Here is an 18384-nt window from a genome sequence, read left to right as displayed (position 1 = left end):
GGACGACCGGGGTGGGCGGGAGGGGCCCGGCACCTACCGTCCGCCCCGACCGGGAGGGACCCGGACCACGAGGAGGACACGTGAAGGTCGAGATCGCCACCCTGCAGTCGCTGGCCGGGCAGTGCCGTGCCGAGGCAGCCGAGACCACCGCCCGGCACACCACCCTGTCGAGCAGTGTGGACGCCTCGGTGCTCGAGGGGTGGACCGACAGCCAGGCCGCGGCCCGGTTCACCGAGCTCTACGAGCAGTGGCGGCTCAGCGCCCAGGGGGTCAGCGACGCGCTGACCGGCATGGGCGGTCTGCTCAGCAGCGTGGCGGCGTCCTACCAGCAGCACGAGGCGGACATGGCGGCCCGCATCGGTGCGCTGATCTGACCGGGCCCGCATCCGACGCGGCCCGGTGCCGCCTCAGTCCGGGGGCGCGGCCCCGGCCGGGGAGATCTCGGCCGGGCGCCCGCCCGCGGTCCGGGCGCGCAGCCGGCGAGTGGCGTCGGGCAGCCGTTCCCACGGGAGGATCGAGAGGATCGCGACGCAGTGCGGCAGGAAGATGATCGCCACGCTGGCGTAGACGGCCAGGTGGAAACCGAGCAGGAAGACCACCAGCGCGACCCGCGCGCGGGCCGACCAGACCAGCAGCATGAGCGGTGCGGCGAACTCCAGCGCGAGCATCGCCCACTGGGCGCCCACCAGCAGGCCGGGCACCTCGAGGGCCCAGTCCGACAGCAGGGTGCCGCGCCGCACGAACGCCCGGGCCAGCGTGGACCCGGTGGCCCAGTCCCAGCCGCCGAAGCGCATCTTGGCCCAGGCGGCCAGGAAGTACGTGAGCATGACGGTGACGAAGACCGCCGCCATGGCCCAGCCGGCCGCCTCGGAGGAGCGCCTGTCGCGCCACCGCACGCGCCCGATGGTGGGCAGCACGGCCAGCGCGACGAGGTAGGCGATCCGGTCGTGGTCCACCTTCCCGTAGCTCATCGCGATGACCATCCACTCGAAGTAGAGGAGGAACACCGCGGTGCCCAGCAGGCGGGGCGCCCGGCCGGTCGCCGCCACCAGGGCGGTCCCGACGAGGGCCCACTGCACGGTGGACACGACCGCGGGGGTGGGCGTCGGCAGCGGCAGCAGCTGGCCGATGGTCAGCGGCGCGTACCACTCGGTCGGGACGTCGGCGTGCGCCCGCACCCAGGCCGTGGTCAGGAAGACGTCGACCGGCACGAACAGGTAGGCGATGGTCCGGAACACGGCGATGCGCGCCAGCGGGACGGGCCGGAACCACCAGTTCCACCACGCGCGGCGGCCCGGGGACGACGGCGCGGCGGTGGTCGCGCCGGCACCGGGGGAGGCGGTCGTGCTCACGGGGTGCCCTCCTGGTCGCTCGCCACGGCGTGGTCGACGAGCACGCTCTCGGTGACCTCGCCGGTGCGTCGCCCGCCGTCGAGCGCGTGCCGCCGCTGCACCACCCGCACCGCCACCAGCGGCTCGGCGTCGGGGTGGCGGTCGGCGTAGGACCCGGCGAGCAGGCCCAGCAGCTGCGGCTCCTCGACGAGGCGGGGCAGCTGCCCCTCGAACTCGGCTCGGCGCAGGCCCACCTCGCCACCGGAGAGCCGCACCTCGTCCCCGTCGGCGGTCACGCCGACCACGGTGGTGGAGACCACCGGGCGGTCGGGGTCCGCGCGGGTCGAGTACATCCGGAACGGGCCGAACGGGAACTCGGAGTCGTTGCCCCACAGCGTGCCGCCGAGCAGCAGTGCGAGCACGGCGGCGGTGGCGGCGAGCCGGACCCGGCGGCCGGTGGGCGAGAGCGTCAGGACCCCGGGCTCCCCGGTGTCCGGAACGCGGGGAGCCGGTACCACGGGCGCATCGTAGGATCGGCGGCCGTCCAGATGGGTCACCGACGCGTGGTGGGCACCTGGCCCGCCGGGCGTGGTGGGCCCGTGCCCTGCGGCCGTCCGGTGCCCCGATGTCAGCGTCGACACGCGGAGGCAGCACGTGCAGTTCGGTCGGTACTACGAGGAGTTCGAGGTCGGTGCGGTCTACAAGCACTGGCCGGGCAAGACCGTCACCGAGTACGACGACCACCTGTTCTGCCTCCTCACGATGAACCACCACCCGCTGCACCTGGACAGCCACTACGCGGCGGAGGCCACCGACTTCGGCGAGAACGTCGTCGTCGGCAACTACGTCTACTCGCTGCTGCTCGGCATGAGCGTCCCGGACGTGTCGGGCAAGGCCATCGCCAACCTGGAGATCGAGTCGCTTCGGCACGTGGCGCCGACCTTCCACGGCGACACCGTCTACGGCGAGACGACGGTGCTGGACAAGACGGAGTCGAGGTCGAAGGACGACCGCGGCGTCGTCCACGTCGAGACCATCGGCTACAAGCAGGACGGCACGGTCGTGTGCGTCTTCCGACGCAAGGTCATGGTGCCCAAGCGCTCCTACGGCGAGGCGCGCGGCGGCGAGCAGCCCGGCCGCCCGGAGCCCGAGCCGCGGAGCTGACCGCCCGGCGGGCTGCCCGGCCGGCTCAGGACGGCAGCACGCCCCAGCCGCGCAGTGTCTCCAGCAGCCGCGGCGTGCAGGTCAGCCGCTCGAGGTCGGCGGCGTCGGCGAAGGTGACGTCGTCCGCGTCGTCACCGGCGACCGGGGTGGCCGCCGGGTCCAGCAGCGTGCAGGCCAGGTCCACGACGTCGTAGACGACGCCGTGGCCCGGGATGCGCACCCGGCCCACCTCGGCACCGGCCCGCACCGCCAGCCCGGTCTCCTCGCGCACCTCGCGCTCGACCGCCGCGGCCACCGACTCCCCGGCTTCGACCCGGCCGCCGGGCACCGACCACAGCCCACGGGAGGGTTCGTGGCCCCGCCGGACCAGGAGCAGCCGGCCGCGGGCGTCGAGCACCACCGCGCCGACGCAGGCGACCACCGGCGGGGGGACGTCGGCGGCGGGAGGCACGCCCGAACGGTACGCACGGCTCCGCCGGAGCCACCGCTTGACGAACCCGTCCGGTCACAGGACGGTGATGCCCGATGACTGCGACCACGGTCTGTCCCCGCTGCGGCGAACGCGTGGTCGTCCGCCCGGGGAACTCGGCTCAGGCCTGGTGCCACGTGCACGGTGCGGTGACGCCGCTGCACCACACGCTGCTGGTGGCGCACGACGCCATCTCCGCGGTGACCGCCGACGCCCGGGTGCCCGCGTGGGTGCCCGACCCGATGCCGCCGGGCTGGTCGGTCACCGGCCTGGCGTGGGGCGGGGAGCCCGGGGCGCGCGCGATCGTCGTCGACTGCGCCGGACCAGCTCCACTCGGGGGCTCGGCCGAGCTGGTGCTCGTCGCCGAGGAGCCCGGCACCGGGGTCGGCTGCGGGTACGCCGGGCTGCCCGGCCTCGATCCCGGCGACGTCATCAGCGGCCCGTCGTCGGCCGACGTGGAAGCCGCCGGGCAGCGCGCGCCGCTGTGGGCGGTGCCCACCTCCGACGACCGGGCCGCCTTCGTGGGGGAGGCCTACGGCGTCTGGTTGTGGCTGGTCATGTGGCCGATGTCGGCCGCGTGGCTGCTCGCCGAACGGCTGCAGCTGCTCGACCTGCGCGAGCGTCTCTACCCCGACCTGCCGCTCGGCCCACCCAGCGAGCACCTGCTGCCCGGACCGTGACGGACCGGACCGGACCGTGCCGCATCCCCGGCGGCGTGTCCGGGGAGGCAGCCTTGCGACGTGTGTTACGCATGGGGCTCGCCGTGCGGACGGCCCCGTCCGCACGCCATCCGACAGCCACCGCGGAGGTGACGGTGAAGAAGGTCCTCACCTGGCTGGCGCTCGCCTTCGTCGTCTTCTACGTCATCTCGGCGCCCGAGAGCTCCGCTGACTTCGTCCGCACCGCCGGCCAGGCCCTCGGCGACGCGGCGTCCTCGCTGGCCTCGTTCTTCGAGTCCCTCGCCTAGACCGGCGTGGGCGGCCCGGCGACACCTCCCGACGGCCGCCGGCCGCGGTGGAGCAAGGACGCCGACAAGTACCTGCTCCCGCACGAGAAGCCGCCGGTCGTCGCCACCCGCCGGCACTGGGCGGTGCTCGCCGTCCCCGTGGCCAAGGGGGGCCCGCTGCTGGCCGTCGGTCTGTGGCTGATGGTCCTCGACCCGGCCAACCGGCTGCCGACCACCGCCGGCTTCCTCGTGCTCGTCGGCGCGCTCGTGTACCTCGCGCTGCGGGCGGGCGAGTGGTGGATGCGGCACTTCATCGTGACCAACCGCCGGGTGCTCCTGACCAGCGGGATCATCGTCCGGACCGTGGCTCTCCTGCCGCTGCGCCGCATCACCGACCTGACGTACAAGGAGACGCTGTTCGGCCAGCTGCTCGGCTACGGCACCTTCCGCTTCGAGTCGGCCGGCCAGCAGCAGGCGCTCTCGGAGATCACCTTCCTGCCGCGGGCCGACGTGCTCTACCGCGACGTGAGCGACCTGCTGTTCGGCGGCAACGGCGCCGACAAGGGCGACGACGAGGGCGAGGCCGAACCGTCGCCGCGACGGCCCCGCCGGTCACCGCAGCCGTCGCCGGACCGCCGCGGGCGGGAGGCCACGGCCGACGGAGGACGGGACACCCAGCCGATCCCGCCGGTGCCGCCGCGCCGCCCCGGCTCCCCGTGAGTGGTCGGCCGACGGGTGCGGCAAGCTGGGCGCTGATGCGGATCGACCTGCACACGCACTCATCGGTGTCCGACGGCACCGACACCCCCGCCGAGCTGCTCGCCGCGGCCCGCGCCGCGGGCCTCGACGTCGTCGCGCTCACCGACCACGACACCACCGCCGGCTGGGCCGAGGCGGAGCGGACCCGCCCCGAGGGGCTGACCGTCGTCCCGGGCATGGAGTTGTCGTGCCGCTGGTTCCCGGCCGGGGCGCCGCCGATCAGCGTGCACCTGCTGGCCTACTTGTTCGACCCCGAGCACCCCGCCCTCGCCGCGGAGCGGGTGCGGTTGCGCGAGGAGCGGCTCGGCCGCGGGGAGCGGATCGTCGCCGCGCTGGCCGAGGCCGGGCACCCGGTGGTCTGGGACGAGATCGTCGAGCGCGCCGGCGGCGGGGTGGTGGGCCGGCCGCACGTGGCCCGCGCGCTGGTCCAGGCCGGCGTCGTGGAGTCCGTCGACCACGCCTTCGCCACGCTGCTGCACCACCGCAGCCCCTTCTACGTGGCCAAGGCCGACACCGACGTGCTCCACGGCATCGCCCTGGTGCGCGCGGCCGGCGGGGTGCCGGTGTTCGCCCACGGCCTGGCCACCCGCCGCGGCCGGGTGGTCGGTGACGAGGCGATCGCGGTGATGGCCGAGGCCGGTCTGCTCGGCCTGGAGGTCGACCACCCCGACCACGACCCCGACGAGCGCGCCCACATGCGGGGGCTGGCCGGCGAGCTCGGGCTGCTGGTCACCGGCTCGAGCGACTACCACGGCAGCAACAAGACGACGCCGATCGCCGCCTGCACCACCGCGCCGGACCAGTACGAGGCGCTGCTGGCCGCCGGGACCGGCGCTGCGCCGTTCCCCAGGGCCGACGGTCCCGCCGGTTAGCATGGCAGGCGAGCAGCTGGAGATGCCCGGGATGCCGCGGCGGCTGTTCCCGGCGACCCCGAGCAAGCTGGCCGCCTTCAGCGACTGCCCGCGTCGCTACCGGTACGCCTACGTCGACCGGCCCACACCGGCCAAGGGCCCGGCCTGGGCGCACAACAGCGTCGGCTCGGCGGTACACGCCGCGCTGCGCTCGTGGTGGGAGCTGCCGCTGCCGAAGCGCACCCCGGCCGCGGCGCGGCAGCTGCTGTACGGGGTCTGGTCGGCCGCCGGCTTCCGCGACGCCGCGCAGTCCGAGCGGTGGCGCGCCCGGGCCGCGGGCTGGCTCACCGACTACGTGACCGGCCTCAACCCCGCCGACGAGCCGGTCGGCACCGAGCGGCAGGTGGCCGCGACGACCGAGCGGCTGGCGCTGTCCGGCCGGGTCGACCGGATCGACCAGCGGGGCGACGAGCTCGTCATCGTGGACTACAAGACCGGTCGATCCGTCTGCACCGACGACGAGGCCCGCGGCTCACCCGCGCTGGCCGCCTACGTGCTGGGGGTGCGTCGCACCCTGCGCCGGCCGTGCAGCCGGGTCGAGCTGCACCACCTGCCGTCGGGCACGGTGGCCGCGTTCGAGCACACCGACCGGTCGCTGGCCAACCACGTCCGCCGGGCCGAGGACGTCGCCGCCGACATCGCCGCGGCGACCGCGGCCGTCGACGCCGGGGAGGACCCGGACGTGGCGTTCCCCGCGGCGCCCGGCCGACAGTGCGGCTGGTGTGACTTCCGGCCCAGCTGCCCGGTCGGCCAGGCGGCGACCCCGGCGCGGGAGACGTGGAGCTTCCTCGCCGAGGAGTCGACCGCCCACGCTTGAGAAAGGGCCCCTTGTCCCACCACTCGTGGGAGGACGGGGACCTTCCTCAAGCGGTGAGCGGCTCGGCCGACGCGACGCGTTCCCGGGCCGCCCGCACGATGGGCGACTCCCGCACCTGCGCCGGCACCGTGAGCGCCGCGCGGCGGAACGCCCGCACGGCGGCGGTCGCGGCGGTGTCGGTCAGGCCGTAGCCCGGCAGCCCGTACAGCCGGCGGGCCCACTGGGGCAGCGTCGCGGCACTCAGGGCGGCCAGGGTGCTCCACGCGGGCCGTGCGGGGGTCAGCAACTGCACCCACCCCGGCATCGGCGGCACCAGGACGAACAGCGAGGCCTCCCGCGCCGCAGAGGTGACCGCGAGCCGGGGGCGGGTGCGCTCGAGGTAGGCGTCGAGCTCCGCCCCGCTCGCCGGCACGTCGGCGGCCTCGCAGCCGATGAGCACCGCGGCGGTCACCTGCTCGGCGACGTAGCGGTCGGCGTCCGCGTCGGTCAGCGGCACCCCGGCGCGGCGGGCGACCGACAGCAGCGAGTCGACCTCGCAGCAGTGCACCCACAGGAGCAGGTCGGGGTCGTCGACGGCGTAGCTGCGGCCGGTGGTCTCCTCGACCGCCGTGTTGCCGCGGTGCATGCCGCGCACCCGGCGCACCGCGCGCAGCGCGTCCCGGCGGGTGCCGAAGGTCAGCGTGGCCACGTACTCCGCGGTGCGGGTCAGCCGCGCCCACGGGTCGGTCGAGAAGGCGGTGGAGAAGCGGGCGACGCCGTCCATCGCCACCGGGTGCAGGGCCTGCAGGAGCAGTGCCCGGATGCCGCCGACGGAGAAGGCCGGGTCGGCGTGGATGCGCCAGCTGATGCTGTCGGGGCCGAAGAAGCCGAGCAGGTCGTCCTCGGCGGTGAAGTCGCGGATCGACGGCATCCGGTTCACCGCACCGCCCCGGCGTCCTCGGTGGAGCGCCCGGCGGTCGGGAGCGAGGTCCAGAAGTCCAGCAGGACCTCCACCGTGCGGACCGGGTTCTCGATGGCGGGGGAGTGGATGGCGCCCGGGATGACCTCGTGCCGGGCGCCGAGCCGGTCGGCCATGTCCTCCTGGACGGCCGGCAGCCACGCGTCGTCCGCCACCCCGTACGCCACCAGCACCGGGACGCCGGTGGCCGCGAGCTCGGCGACCCGGTCGGGCTCGCGGGTCATCGCGTCGGCCATGCCCCGCAGGCCCGCCGCGCTGTTGGCGAGGAACCGCCGGGACAGGAACACGCGGGTCGGCTCGGGCACCTGCTGGGCCTTCGGGTCGGTCATCGCGAGCTGCTCCAGCGTCTCGTGCACCAGCGGCACGCCCCCGGCGTCCAGCAGCGGGGTCAGGTGCTCGAGCAGCTCCGCCCGGCCGCCGTCCAGCTGGGACGGGCCGGAGCCGAGCAGGGTGAGGCTGGTGAACGCCGTCGGCTCGGCCAGGACGGCGGCCCGGCTGACCAGTCCGCCGAAGGAGTGCCCGAGCAGGTGCAGCGTGCGGGCGCCCTCGGCGCGCAGCTGCCGGGCGACGGCGACGAGGTCCTCGCCCAGCTCGTCGACCGAGTAGCGGGCCGGGTCGTCGGGCCCGGGGGACTCGAACTGGCCGCGCTGGTCGAGCGCGACGACCCGGTAGCCGGCGGCGCACAGCGGGCGCAGCAGCGGCGCGAAGTCCTCCTTGCTGCCGGTGAAGCCCGGGACCAGCAGGACGGTGCCGCGCTCGCCGTCGCCCCCAGTGTCCAGCGCCGTCAGCGGACCCGCGCCGCCGTCGAAGGTGCGGTGCCGCGCGTCGTGGTCGGCGAGCTGGCGGAGGTCGTCGGGTGCGATGGAGAGAGGAGCGTGGTCGTCCGGGCCGCCGGGCATCACCATGCCACCAGTGAACATCGCCCGGCGCGACGCTGCCGCGCCGGTGGGTCAGCGGTAGGCGAGGACGCGGTCGGGCAGTTGGTGGACGACGACCGGGCCGGCCACGGTGAGCAGCCCGCCGGCCTCCAGCGGTGGGGTGTCGACGCGCTGCAGCTCCTCGCCGGTCGCGAGGTCGCGGAGGACGACGGCGTCGCCCTCGGGCACCGGCACCGACGCCCCGGTGGCGAGCAGCGCGCGGTCGACCGGCGCCGCGGGCAGACCGGTGGCCGGGGCGCGCCAGGACACCGCGCCGGTGTCCTGGTCGACGACGGCGAGCGTGCCGTCGGCCCACACGAGGGCGCCGGCGCCGACCCCGGTCGCCAGCACCTCGCCGGGGGCCGTGCCGTCGGTGGACACCGCGACGGGTGCGCCGAGCGGGGCGCCGTCGGCACCGGCGAGCAGCTGCACGCCGTCGTCCCCACCGACGACGACGGCCTGCTCGACGCCGGCCAGTGTCGTGCCCTCGGCCGTGTCACGGGTCCACAGCGGGGTGCCGTCGTAGCCGTCGAGCAGGCGCACCCGAGTCGAGCCCCCGCACTCCTCGAGGACGGCGACGCCGGCCCCGCCGACGTCCCCGTCGGCGAACGTGCACCCCTCCTCCGGGTCGGCTCGCCAGCGGATGCTGTCGCCGACCGGGTCGAGGGTGAGCACGCCGGTCGGGCTGGTCGCCAGCACGATGCCCTCGGTGCTGGTGAGCACTGCGTCGGGACGCAGGTCGAGGTTGCGGGTCCACAGCCGGACGCCGGTGTCGACCGACAGCGCGACCGCCTCGTCGCAGCGGTCCTCGGTCCCGGAGACGGCGACGACGCGGCCACCGACGAGGGTCCAGTCGCAGAGCCGGGCATTGGCGCGCGTGTAGCGCCAGGCCTCCTCGCCGGTGACCACGTCGAGCGCGCGCACCCCGTGTCCGTCGCCCACGACGACCCGGCCGCCGTCCACGGTCGCCCGGGTCGCGCCGCCGGACGCCGTGGTGGGCGCGGTCCAGGCGGCGGAGACGGCACCGGCCGGCGTCCCGCTGGGGACGTCGGCCGGTGCTGCGGTGGTGCTGTCGGTGGCGGCTGCGTCCGAGCCCCGCCAGAGCAGGGTGGCGACGACCACCAGGGCGAGTGCGGCCGCCGTCCACACCCACACCCGCAGCGGCGGTAGGTCCGGCCACCTCCAGGGGCCCGCTGGCCCCGTCCAGAGGCTCACCGCGAGCCTGCGAGCGGTGAGGAGGACGGGGTCCTGTTACGAGGGGTGGGGAGGAGGTGGTCCTCCATCTACGCGGCCGGCTCGGCCGAGCTGCGGCCTGCCCCGCCGCGGCGACGCCGGCGGCGCTTGCTGGCCGGGGCCTCGGCGGACGCGGCGCCCTCACCGGACGCCGCCTCGGCGGGTGCGTCGGTCGCGGCAGCGGCACCGGCCGCGGCGGCACCGCCACCCCGCGTGCGCCGGCGCGGGCGGCTCTTGCGGGCACCGGCCGGCTTCTCGTCGTCCGCACGAGCCTGCTCGTGGGCGCCGGAGCGGGTGCGCTTGCCCGTCTCGCCGAGGTCCTCGATGGCCTCGGCGTCCAGGCCCTCGCGGGTGCGCTGGGCGCGGGGCAGCCGCCCGGTCGCACCCTCGGGCACGTCGAGGTCGGTGTAGACCCACGGCGAGGTGGAGTACGTCTCGTGCGGCTCGTCGAAGTCGAGGCCCAGCGCCTTGTTGATCAGCTGCCAGCGCGGGACGTCGTCCCAGTCGACGAGGGTGACCGCGACGCCCTCGCGCCCGGCGCGGCCGGTGCGGCCGATCCGGTGCACGTAGGTCTTCTCGTCCTCGGGGCACTGGTAGTTCACGACGTGGCTGACGCCGGTCACGTCGATGCCGCGGGCGGCGACGTCGGTGGCGACCAGGACGTCGACCTTGCCGCTGCGAAAGGCGCGCAGCGCCTGCTCGCGGGCGCCCTGGCCGAGGTCGCCGTGCACGGCGGCCGCGGCGAACCCGCGCTCGACGAGCTCGTCGGCGACCTTCTGCGCGGTGCGCTTGGTGCGGCAGAAGACCATCGCCAGACCGCGGCCGCGGGCCTGCAGCACGCGGGCGAGCAGCTCGGGCTTGTCCAGGTTGTGCGCCCGGTAGACGAACTGGGTGGTCTGCGGGACCGTCGAGCCCTCGTCGTTGCCGTGCGCCCGGATGTGCGTCGGCTGGGTCATGAACTGGCGGGCTAGGTTCACGATCGGGCCGGGCATCGTCGCGGAGAACAGCATCGTCTGCCGCTTCGCGGGGACCATGCCGAGGATCCGCTCGATGTCGGGGAGGAAGCCCAGGTCGAGCATCTCGTCGGCCTCGTCGAGGACCAGCACGCGGACCTTGCCCAGGATCAGGTGGCCCTGCTCTGCCAGGTCCAGCAGCCGGCCGGGCGTGCCGACGACGACCTCGACGCCGGCCTGCAGCGCGGAGACCTGCGGCTCGAACGCGCGGCCGCCGTAGATGGCCTGCACGCGGATGCCGCGCTTGGCGCCGGCGGCGCCGAGGTCGCGGGCGACCTGCACGCACAGCTCGCGGGTGGGGACGACGACGAGCGCCTGAGGGACGCCGTCGCCTCCCTCGGCCGACGGGACGACGCGCTGCAGCAGCGGGACGCCGAAGCCGAGGGTCTTGCCGGTGCCGGTGCGGGCCTGCCCGATGAGGTCGTTGCCGGCCAGCGCCAGCGGGAGGGTGAGCTCCTGGATGGCGAAGGTCCGGGTGATGCCGACCTCGGCCAGCGCCGCGACGACGTCGGGGTGGACGTCGAAGTCGCTGAACAGCGGTGCGGTGTCCTCGACGGGCGCGCCGCCGAGTGCCTCGACGGTCTGCTCGAGCTGCTCGGGGGCGGGCGCACCCGACTCGGCGTGCTCGATCTCGGGAGTGGTGGGGGTGTTCTCGGTGGAGGTCAGTGCTCTCGCCTCTGGTCTGCTGGGGGACCGGCTCCGGGGGCGCGCTCGCGCCGCTCCGCAGCCGTCCCGGTCGGGTGTCGCGGGATCAGTTCCAGCGCCGACGCGGCCAGCAGAAACCGGGCCGCACCTCGGTGTCGGTCCGGGAGGAAACCCCTCGGGGCGTCGTCTCCAGCGGTCGTCAGCGCACAGATACACAGCGAACCGGAGGGCTCGCCGATTCCCAGTCTAGCGTGCGCGGCGGTTAGCCTCCCTCCGCTGCGCTGTCCGGACGCCTCGTGCCACCCGTCCGGGGCAGTCGCCCACCGTCCCACCGACCTCGGGAGCTGCCAGTGGACACCGTCGACAAGCGGGCCGTCATCGACCTGCTGGGCGTGCTGTCCTACGCAGAGCTGACCGCCTTCGACCGGCTGGCCGAGGACGCCCGGCTGGCACCCACCCTGGACGGCCGGGCCGCGCTCGCGCAGATGGCCGCCGCGGAGATCGACCACCACCGCCGGCTCACCGCGCGCCTCACCGAGCTCGGCGCCGAGCCGACCGCGGCGATGAGCCCGTTCGTCCCCGCGCTCGACGCCTTCCACGAGAGCACCCGGCCGCGCACCTGGCTGGAGGGCCTGGTCAAGGCCTACGTCGGGGACGGCCTGGCCTCGGAGTTCTACCGGGAGATCGCCGGCTTCCTCCCCGACCCGGACCGCGCGCTGATCCTCGACGTCCTCGCCGACACCGGGCACGCCGACTTCGCCGTCCGTGAGGTGCGGGCGGCCATCGCCACCAACCGCACGCTCACCGACCGGCTGGCCCTCTGGGGACGACGGTTGGTGGGCGAGGCCATGCGGCAGGCGCAGGCGGTCATCGCAGAGCGCGACGAGCTCGCCGAGCTGATCATCGAGGGCACCGGCGACCTGTCCGGCATCGGCCGGCTGGTCGAACGGATCACCACCGCGCACACCCAGCGGATGAAGACCCTCGGCCTCGCGCCGTGACACTGTCGGCCTACCGGCCGACACCGCGGCCAGGTGCCGTTCCCGACCTGCGTCGAGCTCGTCCCGCGCACTCGTCGGGGAGCCTCCGGCCCCCGCTCCTCGCGGCGGCTCACCGACCTCCCCTGATCCAGGCCCTGACACGGCGACGGGGCGCCCCCGCTGCTCGCGGGAGCGCCCCGTCGGGACGAGCGGACCGGGGCTGTCGTCAGGCCCCGGCGATGAAGCCCACGCGCCGCTGGTCAGCCTGCGCGATCTCCACGTAGGCGATGCGGTCGACGGGCACGAGCACCCGACGTCCACGCTCGTCGACCAGGGTCAGCAGGCCGTCCTTGGTCGCGCCGGACATGGCCTTCGCCACCTCGGTCGCGATCTCGTCGGGGGTCTGGGAGCTGTCGATGACCAGCTCCCGGGGGGAGTGTTGGACACCGATCTTGACTTCCACGGGGGATGCCTCCTCGAGTTGCGCGGCTGTCCTCCACGCTAGTGCAGCCGACGAGCCGTCGACCTGCGGTGCAGGTGCGCCGTCAGCGAACGGCCCGCGGCCGCTCAGCGCGACGCGCCCTCGCCGGGCTCGACCCGCGGGAAGCCCGAGATGCCGCGCCAGGCCAGCGCCGTCAGGAGGGCCACCGCCTCGTCGCGGGAGACGGTGCCCTTGCGGGGCAACCACCAGCGGGCGCTGGTCTCGGACAGCCCGGTCAGGCCCGAGGCCAGCAGTAGGGCCCGCTCCCGGTCGAGCCCGGTGTCGGCGGCGATCACCTCGCCGATGGCCTCCACGCAGGCCCGGTGGCCCCGGTCGGCGAGCTCGCGGACGTCGTCGTCGTTGTTGAGATCGGACTCGAAGACCAGCCGGAACGCGGCGCCGTCGGCGTTGATGAAGTCGAAGTAGGCACCGACGGCCCCGTTGACGCGGGTGCGGTTGTCGTCGGTGCCCTCCATCGCCTCGCGCACGCGGTCGGTGAGCAGGGTGACCTGCTGCTCCAGCAGAGCCAGGTAGAGCTCCCGCTTGCCCGGGAAGTGCTGGTACAGCACCGGCTTGCTGACCCCGGCCCGGTCGGCGATCTCGTCCATCGCCGCGGCGTGGAAGCCGTTGGCGACGAACACCTCCTGCGCGGCCTGCAGCAACTGCGCCCGGCGGGCGCCCCGCGGCAGGCGGGACGAACGGCGGACGGGCGCGGGAGCAGAGCGGGGTGCGTGCATGGCGGGCAGATGTTACCGACCGGTCACCCGATCGCGCGCCGTCGTGGGCCCTGACCTACCGTCGGCCGGTGCCCGAGGGTCCCGCAACCCCCATCGCCACGGAGCGCCGCCCGGCCCGGCTGTCGACCGTCGGGCTGCCCAGCACCGACACCCTCCCGCCGCCGTGGCCGGGTGAGCAGGTCGCCGTCCGCGGGGGAGAGGTGTTCGTCCGGCGGACGCCGTGGACCGGCCCGGTCGACGACGGCCCCCGCGAGGGTGCGCCACGGGAGCGCGCGCTCTACGTGCACGGGCTGGGTGGCGCCTCGACGAACTGGACCGACCTGGCCGCGCTGCTCGCCGTCCGCTTCGACGGCTGGGCCCTCGACCTGCCCGGCTTCGGTCGCTCGCGGCCGCCGGCGCGCTCCTCCTACTCGGTGCGCGGGCACGTGCGGGCGGTCGTCGACGTCCTGGAGCGGATCGTCGCCGAGCCCGGGGAGTCCGCCGGCCGGCCGGTGCACCTGCTGGGCAACTCCCTCGGCGGCCTGGTCTCGCTGTTCGTCGCCGCCGGCCGCCCCGACCTGGTGGCCACCCTGACGCTGGTGTCGCCGGCGGTGCCGGTCTACCGCGTGCCCAGCGCCTTCAGCCGCACCCTGCTGCTGCTCCTGCTGCCCGGCATCCCCACGCTGGCCGAGCGCCGACTCTCCGGCGTGACGCCGGAGCAGCAGGTCCGCGGCATGGTGCAGATGTGCTTCGGCGACCCGCGCCGGGTGCCGAGGGCGCGGCTGGAGCAGGCGCTCGAGGAGATGCGCGAGCGCGCCGAGCAGCCGTGGGCGACGCAGGCGCTGACCCGCAGCATGCGCGGCCTGATCACCTCCTACCTGCGGGTGGGCCCGCGCAACGCCTGGCGGCTGGCCCGGTCGCTGCGCCCGCCGACCCTGGTCGTCTGGGGCGACCGCGATCGGCTCGTCGACCCGGCACTCGCACCGCGGCTGGCCGACGTCGTCCCCGATGCGCGGCTGCTCGTCCTCGAGGGGGTGGGGCACGTCGCCATGCTCGAGGCGCCCGAGCCGACGGCGCGGGCGGTGCTGGCGCTGGCGGAGGACGCCGCCGAGGCGGTCCTGGGCCAGGACGACGACGCCCGGGCCTCCTGACCTGGGTGCAGCCATCCGTGTACACGCCGTGGCCGCACGGTCTCCACCGGACGGCCGGGGCGTGAGAGTCTGCTGAGGTGAGTCCCGCGGACGCCCTCCCCGGCCGCGGTCCGAACGGGCGCACGCGACCGGCGCCGGACGCCGGCCCGCCCGGTCGTCCTGCGCGCGCCGAGGAACCCGTGCGCGGGCTGCCGCGCGTGCCCCCGCCCGCAGCCAGCCGTGCCCAGCCGCACGAGCCCCCGCGGTTCGCCGACACCAACCCGGTCGTGACCCGGTACCGGGAGGGATCCCGGAGTCGCACCGACCGACCGCGGGGGCGTCGTCCCGCGGCGACCGGTCGCCCGCCCGGTCAGGGACCGGACGGGCCGCGCACCGGCGGGACGCGCGTCGTCGTCCCCGACCGCACCCGGTCGAGACCCCCGAGCGGCGGAGGCGGCCGGTTCCGCCGCTTCGTGACCCGCTGGGGCTGGCGCGCCTACGCCGTCCCGCTGCTCGCACTCGCGACCGTGGTGACCCTCGTCGACCTGGTGGTCGGTGGCAGCGGCACGAGCGGGTCGACCACCGTCCCGCCGGAGCCGTCCGTCGCGGCCGTGACCCCCGGCGCTGTCGAACCCACGGCGCCGGTCGAGGTCGACGCCGCACCGACCGAGGCGCCGGAGACGGCCGCAGGAGCCCCCGGCTTCGTGCAGCAGGGCGCGGGCACCGTGACCGTCGTCCCCGGCACCTCGCAGGTCTACGGCACCGGGCCGCTGCAGCGCTTCGTCGTCGAGGTCGAGGACGGCATCGAGGTGGACGGGCCCGCGTTCGCCGCCGCGGTCGAGGAGACGCTGGGCGACCCGCGCTCGTGGGGCAACGGCGGGCGGATGTCCTTCCAGCGGGTGGGTGAGGCCGAGGCCGCGGCCGGGGACTTCGCGTTCAAGGTGACCCTGATCAGTCCCGGCAACATGGAGCGGTACTGCCCGGGCGTGGGCACCGGCGGCTACACCTCCTGCCGGTACGGCGACCGCGCCGTCATCAACCTGGCCCGCTGGGCGACCGCCGTTCCGGACTACCAGGGCGACATCCCCACCTACCGGCACTACGTGGTCAACCACGAGGTGGGCCACGCCCTCGGCAACGGCCACCAGGAGTGCCCCGGTCCCGGCCAGCCCGCCCCCGTCATGCAACAACAGACCCTCGGCCTCGAGGGCTGCGCCAAGAACGCCTGGCCCTACCCGTGACACGGCGGCCCTCCGGACCGCACCGCGGCCACGTGCCGCCCCCGTGCCGCGCCGAGCGCCTCTCGCGAGGCCACTCCCCGATGGGGAATCAGGTCGACGTGCCACGCTGTTGACCCGACGAACGTCGGCCTGCGCTGGGCCGCTGTCGAGTACTGAGGAGCAGCTCGTGTCCCTGCCACCCCTGGTGGAGCCCGCCGAGGACCTGACGATCGACGAGGTCCGCCGGTACAGCCGTCACCTGATCATCCCCGACGTCGGGATGGACGGGCAGAAACGACTGAAGAACGCCAAGGTGCTCGCCGTCGGCGCCGGCGGCCTCGGCTCGCCGGTGCTCATGTACCTCGCCGCGGCCGGGGTCGGCACGCTCGGCATCGTCGAGTTCGACGTCGTCGACGAGTCGAACCTGCAGCGCCAGATCATCCACGGCAAGTCCGACGTCGGCCGGTCCAAGGCCGAGAGCGCGCGCGACTCCATCGAGGAGATCAACCCCTACGTCGACGTCCGCCTGCACGAGACGCGGCTGGACAGCGACAACGTGATGGAGATCTTCAGCCAGTACGACCTCATCGTCGACGGCACCGACAACTTCGCCACGCGCTACCTGGTCAACGACGCCTGCCTGCTGCTGGGCAAGCCGTACGTGTGGGGCTCGATCTACCGGTTCGACGGCCAGGTCTCGGTCTTCTGGAACGAGCACGGCCCGAACTACCGCGACCTGTACCCGGTGCCGCCGCCGCCCGGCATGGTGCCCAGCTGCGCCGAGGGCGGCGTGCTCGGCGTCCTGTGCGCGACCATCGGCGCCATCCAGGCCACCGAGGCGGTCAAGCTCATCACCGGCATCGGCGAGACGCTGCTCGGCCGGCTGATGGTCTACGACGCCCTGGAGATGACCTTCCGCACCATTAAGGTGCGCAAGGACCCGGAGGCCGAGCCGATCACCGGGCTCATCGACTACGAGACCTTCTGCGGGGTCGTCTCCGACGAGGCTCAGCAGGCGGCCGCCGGCTCGACGATCACCGTCGACGAGCTCAAGGACATGATGGACGCCGGCAAGGACTTCGAGCTGATCGACGTCCGGGAGCCCAACGAGTACGAGATCGTGTCGATCCCCGGCGCGAAGCTCATCCCCAAGGACGAGATCCTCTCGGGTCGGGCGCTGTCGCAGCTGCCGCAGGACAAGCCGATCGTGCTGCACTGCAAGACCGGGGTCCGCTCGGCGGAGGTGCTGGCCGCGGTCAAGAACGCGGGCTTCTCCGACGCCGTCCACGTGCAGGGTGGCGTGACGGCCTGGGCCACGCGGATCGACAAGACGCTGCCCACCTACTGAGGAAGGACCACCTCCCCGGCCGCCTGGCAGGGTCCCGCCGCGGGCGGGCGGGCGGTGGGGACAGGGTGGTCCTCCCGCCGGTCCGCTCCCGTACGGGAGCGGACCGGGCCCGGGCGCTGTCTACTGACGACATGCCCGAGTTCGCCCCGACCGAGCTGCTCGCGCTCTTCCAGCGCGCGCAGGCCGCGTTCACCGACCGCGTCGACGCGGTCAAGCCTGGGCAGTGGGACGACGAGGCGTTGCCCGGTTGGACGGTCGCCGACCTCGTCGCGCACCTGGTGTCCGAGGCACTCTGGGCGCCGCCGCTGCTGGCCGGGGAGCCCTTCGACCTCATCGACGGCCGCTTCCCCGACGACACCAGCGACCTGCTCGGCGACGACCCCCTGGCCGGTTGGGAGTCCGCCGCCGACGGTGCGCTGGCCGCCTTCGCGCAGGACCGGGCGCTGCTGCACACCGTGCACCTGCAGCGCGGCCCCACCTCGGCGGCCGAGTACATCGAGGAGATGACCGCCGACCTCACGGTGCACTCCTGGGACCTCGCCCGCGCCACCGACGGTGACACCGAGCTGGACCCGGCGCTGGTCACCGCGGCCCTGGTGGTCGCCGACCGGCTCCCCCTCGACGGTGTGCCGGGTCTGTTCGACCCGCCGCTGGACGTACCGCGGACTGCCCCACCGCAGGTCCGATTGCTGGGCAGGTACGGCCGCCGGGCCTGAGCCGGCCCACCGCGCAGACGCGGCAGCGACGGTTCCCCGCGGCGCTGAGCTGCCGCTGCTCGACGCCAGCAGGAGGTGCCTCGATGAGCCAGGACCTGCTGTGAGCGGCGAGGCGCCCGGCGGACCGCCGCCTCCGGGTGCCTCGCCGCTGGACGTCGACGAGGCGGTGTTCGACGTCGTGGAGCGCATCCCGCCCGGGCGGGTGAGCACCTACGGCGCGATCGGCCGGCTCGTCGGCGTCGGGCCGCGGCGGGTCGCCCGCGCGCTCTCCCAGGGCGGGGGGGCGGTGCCCTGGCACCGGGTCGTCCGCGCCGACGGGTCGGTCGCCGAGCCGGTCCGCGTCGAGCAGCTCGCCCGGCTCGCCGCCGAGGGCGTGCCGGTGCGCAACGGCCGGGTCGACCTCGCCGCCGTCGGCTGGCCCTGAGCCGGCTCGGCCGGCTCCAGGGCCCCGGGCGCGGTGTTGGTCACCGTGCTGCCCGACGAGGAGCCGACCCGTACCAGCGGGGACCTCCGCGGGACGACGCCGTCCGGGCTGTCCACCTGCGGGTCCGGATCCGGTCGGCGGCCCTCCCGGAGGTGCTAGGCACGGCAGCGGCCGCGGCGCTCCGGGCCGCGCCGGCGGCCTGACCT

At 75.0% G+C, this 18384-nt stretch carries 22 protein-coding genes; 13 read left to right on the top strand and 9 right to left on the bottom strand.

The window, feature by feature from the left end:
* Window positions 1-80 precede the first annotated feature (80 nt).
* Window positions 81-374, top strand: coding sequence for a WXG100 family type VII secretion target (locus tag ACU610_RS15505; RefSeq protein ID WP_446768599.1), 294 nt, complete (start codon window positions 81-83; stop codon window positions 372-374).
* A gap of 33 nt (window positions 375-407) precedes the next feature.
* Here the strand turns inward: ACU610_RS15505 and ACU610_RS15500 are convergent, their stop codons facing one another.
* Together ACU610_RS15500 and ACU610_RS15495 are read right to left on the bottom strand one after the other, a co-directional pair.
* A complete protein-coding gene (locus ACU610_RS15500; protein ID WP_446768598.1) occupies window positions 408-1352 on the bottom strand; it encodes an MFS transporter permease in 945 nt (314 codons plus the stop codon).
* A complete protein-coding gene (locus ACU610_RS15495) occupies window positions 1349-1849 on the bottom strand; it encodes a hypothetical protein (protein ID WP_446768597.1) in 501 nt (166 codons plus the stop codon). Before ACU610_RS15495 ends, ACU610_RS15500 begins: the two co-directional genes overlap by 4 nt.
* 136 nt (window positions 1850-1985) lie before the next feature.
* Between ACU610_RS15495 and ACU610_RS15490 the strand changes: the two genes are divergently transcribed.
* Window positions 1986-2495: a MaoC family dehydratase gene (locus ACU610_RS15490; protein ID WP_446768596.1), complete on the top strand. Its 510-nt coding sequence runs from the start codon at window positions 1986-1988 to the stop codon at window positions 2493-2495.
* Between the two features lie 25 nt (window positions 2496-2520).
* On the opposite strand, the gene ACU610_RS15485 is transcribed toward ACU610_RS15490, so the two are convergent.
* Complete coding sequence (locus ACU610_RS15485; RefSeq protein WP_446768595.1) at window positions 2521-2946, bottom strand: NUDIX hydrolase; 426 nt, start codon at window positions 2944-2946, stop codon at window positions 2521-2523.
* A 74-nt stretch (window positions 2947-3020) separates the two neighbouring features.
* Between ACU610_RS15485 and ACU610_RS15480 the strand changes: the two genes are divergently transcribed.
* The 5 genes from ACU610_RS15480 to ACU610_RS15460 all read left to right on the top strand — a co-directional run bounded on the left by ACU610_RS15480 (window position 3021) and on the right by ACU610_RS15460 (window position 6397).
* The gene (locus ACU610_RS15480) at window positions 3021-3644 is read left to right on the top strand and encodes a DUF6758 family protein (protein WP_446768594.1); all 624 of its coding nucleotides are present in this window, start codon (window positions 3021-3023) and stop codon (window positions 3642-3644) included.
* Between the two features lie 134 nt (window positions 3645-3778).
* Entirely contained in the window at window positions 3779-3931 is a 153-nt protein-coding gene (locus ACU610_RS15475; RefSeq protein ID WP_175486517.1) for a hypothetical protein, read from the top strand.
* A 6-nt stretch (window positions 3932-3937) separates the two neighbouring features.
* The gene (locus tag ACU610_RS15470) at window positions 3938-4630 is read left to right on the top strand and encodes a PH domain-containing protein (protein ID WP_446768593.1); all 693 of its coding nucleotides are present in this window, start codon (window positions 3938-3940) and stop codon (window positions 4628-4630) included.
* 35 nt (window positions 4631-4665) lie between these two features.
* Window positions 4666-5541 (top strand): PHP domain-containing protein, encoded by an 876-nt coding sequence (locus ACU610_RS15465; protein WP_446768592.1) that lies wholly within the window; start codon window positions 4666-4668, stop codon window positions 5539-5541.
* Between the two features lies 1 nt (window position 5542).
* Entirely contained in the window at window positions 5543-6397 is an 855-nt protein-coding gene (locus tag ACU610_RS15460; protein ID WP_446768591.1) for a RecB family exonuclease, read from the top strand.
* A gap of 46 nt (window positions 6398-6443) precedes the next feature.
* Here the strand turns inward: ACU610_RS15460 and ACU610_RS15455 are convergent, their stop codons facing one another.
* The 4 genes from ACU610_RS15455 to ACU610_RS15440 all read right to left on the bottom strand — a co-directional run bounded on the left by ACU610_RS15455 (window position 6444) and on the right by ACU610_RS15440 (window position 11379).
* Window positions 6444-7307 (bottom strand): oxygenase MpaB family protein, encoded by an 864-nt coding sequence (locus ACU610_RS15455; RefSeq protein WP_446768590.1) that lies wholly within the window; start codon window positions 7305-7307, stop codon window positions 6444-6446.
* A 5-nt stretch (window positions 7308-7312) separates the two neighbouring features.
* Window positions 7313-8260: an alpha/beta fold hydrolase gene (locus ACU610_RS15450; RefSeq protein ID WP_446768589.1), complete on the bottom strand. Its 948-nt coding sequence runs from the start codon at window positions 8258-8260 to the stop codon at window positions 7313-7315.
* 45 nt (window positions 8261-8305) lie between these two features.
* Window positions 8306-9427, bottom strand: a complete 1122-nt coding sequence (locus ACU610_RS15445) for an outer membrane protein assembly factor BamB family protein (protein ID WP_446768588.1) — start codon at window positions 9425-9427, stop codon at window positions 8306-8308.
* A gap of 128 nt (window positions 9428-9555) precedes the next feature.
* Window positions 9556-11379, bottom strand: coding sequence for a DEAD/DEAH box helicase (locus ACU610_RS15440; protein ID WP_446768587.1), 1824 nt, complete (start codon window positions 11377-11379; stop codon window positions 9556-9558).
* Between the two features lie 134 nt (window positions 11380-11513).
* Here ACU610_RS15440 and ACU610_RS15435 point away from each other — a divergent pair, with 134 nt between their 5' ends.
* Complete coding sequence (locus tag ACU610_RS15435; protein WP_446768586.1) at window positions 11514-12164, top strand: ferritin-like fold-containing protein; 651 nt, start codon at window positions 11514-11516, stop codon at window positions 12162-12164.
* A 205-nt stretch (window positions 12165-12369) separates the two neighbouring features.
* Here the strand turns inward: ACU610_RS15435 and ACU610_RS15430 are convergent, their stop codons facing one another.
* Entirely contained in the window at window positions 12370-12606 is a 237-nt protein-coding gene (locus ACU610_RS15430) for a DUF3107 domain-containing protein (RefSeq protein WP_446768585.1), read from the bottom strand.
* 104 nt (window positions 12607-12710) lie between these two features.
* Window positions 12711-13361, bottom strand: coding sequence for a TetR/AcrR family transcriptional regulator (locus ACU610_RS15425; protein WP_446768584.1), 651 nt, complete (start codon window positions 13359-13361; stop codon window positions 12711-12713).
* 68 nt (window positions 13362-13429) lie between these two features.
* Here ACU610_RS15425 and ACU610_RS15420 point away from each other — a divergent pair, with 68 nt between their 5' ends.
* The 5 genes from ACU610_RS15420 (at window position 13430) to ACU610_RS15400 (ending at window position 18178) form a co-directional block, all read left to right on the top strand.
* Window positions 13430-14491 carry an alpha/beta fold hydrolase gene (locus ACU610_RS15420; RefSeq protein WP_446768583.1) on the top strand — a complete coding sequence of 354 codons (1062 nt, stop codon included), beginning with the start codon at window positions 13430-13432 and terminating at the stop codon, window positions 14489-14491.
* Window positions 14492-14943: 452 nt separating this feature from the next.
* Window positions 14944-15711, top strand: coding sequence for a DUF3152 domain-containing protein (locus ACU610_RS15415; protein WP_446768582.1), 768 nt, complete (start codon window positions 14944-14946; stop codon window positions 15709-15711).
* Window positions 15712-15877: 166 nt separating this feature from the next.
* Entirely contained in the window at window positions 15878-17038 is a 1161-nt protein-coding gene (gene moeZ, locus ACU610_RS15410) for an adenylyltransferase/sulfurtransferase MoeZ (RefSeq protein WP_446768581.1), read from the top strand.
* Between the two features lie 131 nt (window positions 17039-17169).
* A complete protein-coding gene (locus tag ACU610_RS15405) occupies window positions 17170-17754 on the top strand; it encodes a TIGR03086 family metal-binding protein (protein ID WP_446768580.1) in 585 nt (194 codons plus the stop codon).
* 100 nt (window positions 17755-17854) lie between these two features.
* Entirely contained in the window at window positions 17855-18178 is a 324-nt protein-coding gene (locus ACU610_RS15400) for an MGMT family protein (protein ID WP_446768579.1), read from the top strand.
* The last annotated feature ends 206 nt before the right edge of the window (window positions 18179-18384 follow it).

This window comes from Geodermatophilus sp. URMC 61 (assembly GCF_052931555.1).
Note: the sequence above shows the minus strand (reverse complement) of the source record. Positions and strands in the feature narration are given on the sequence as shown.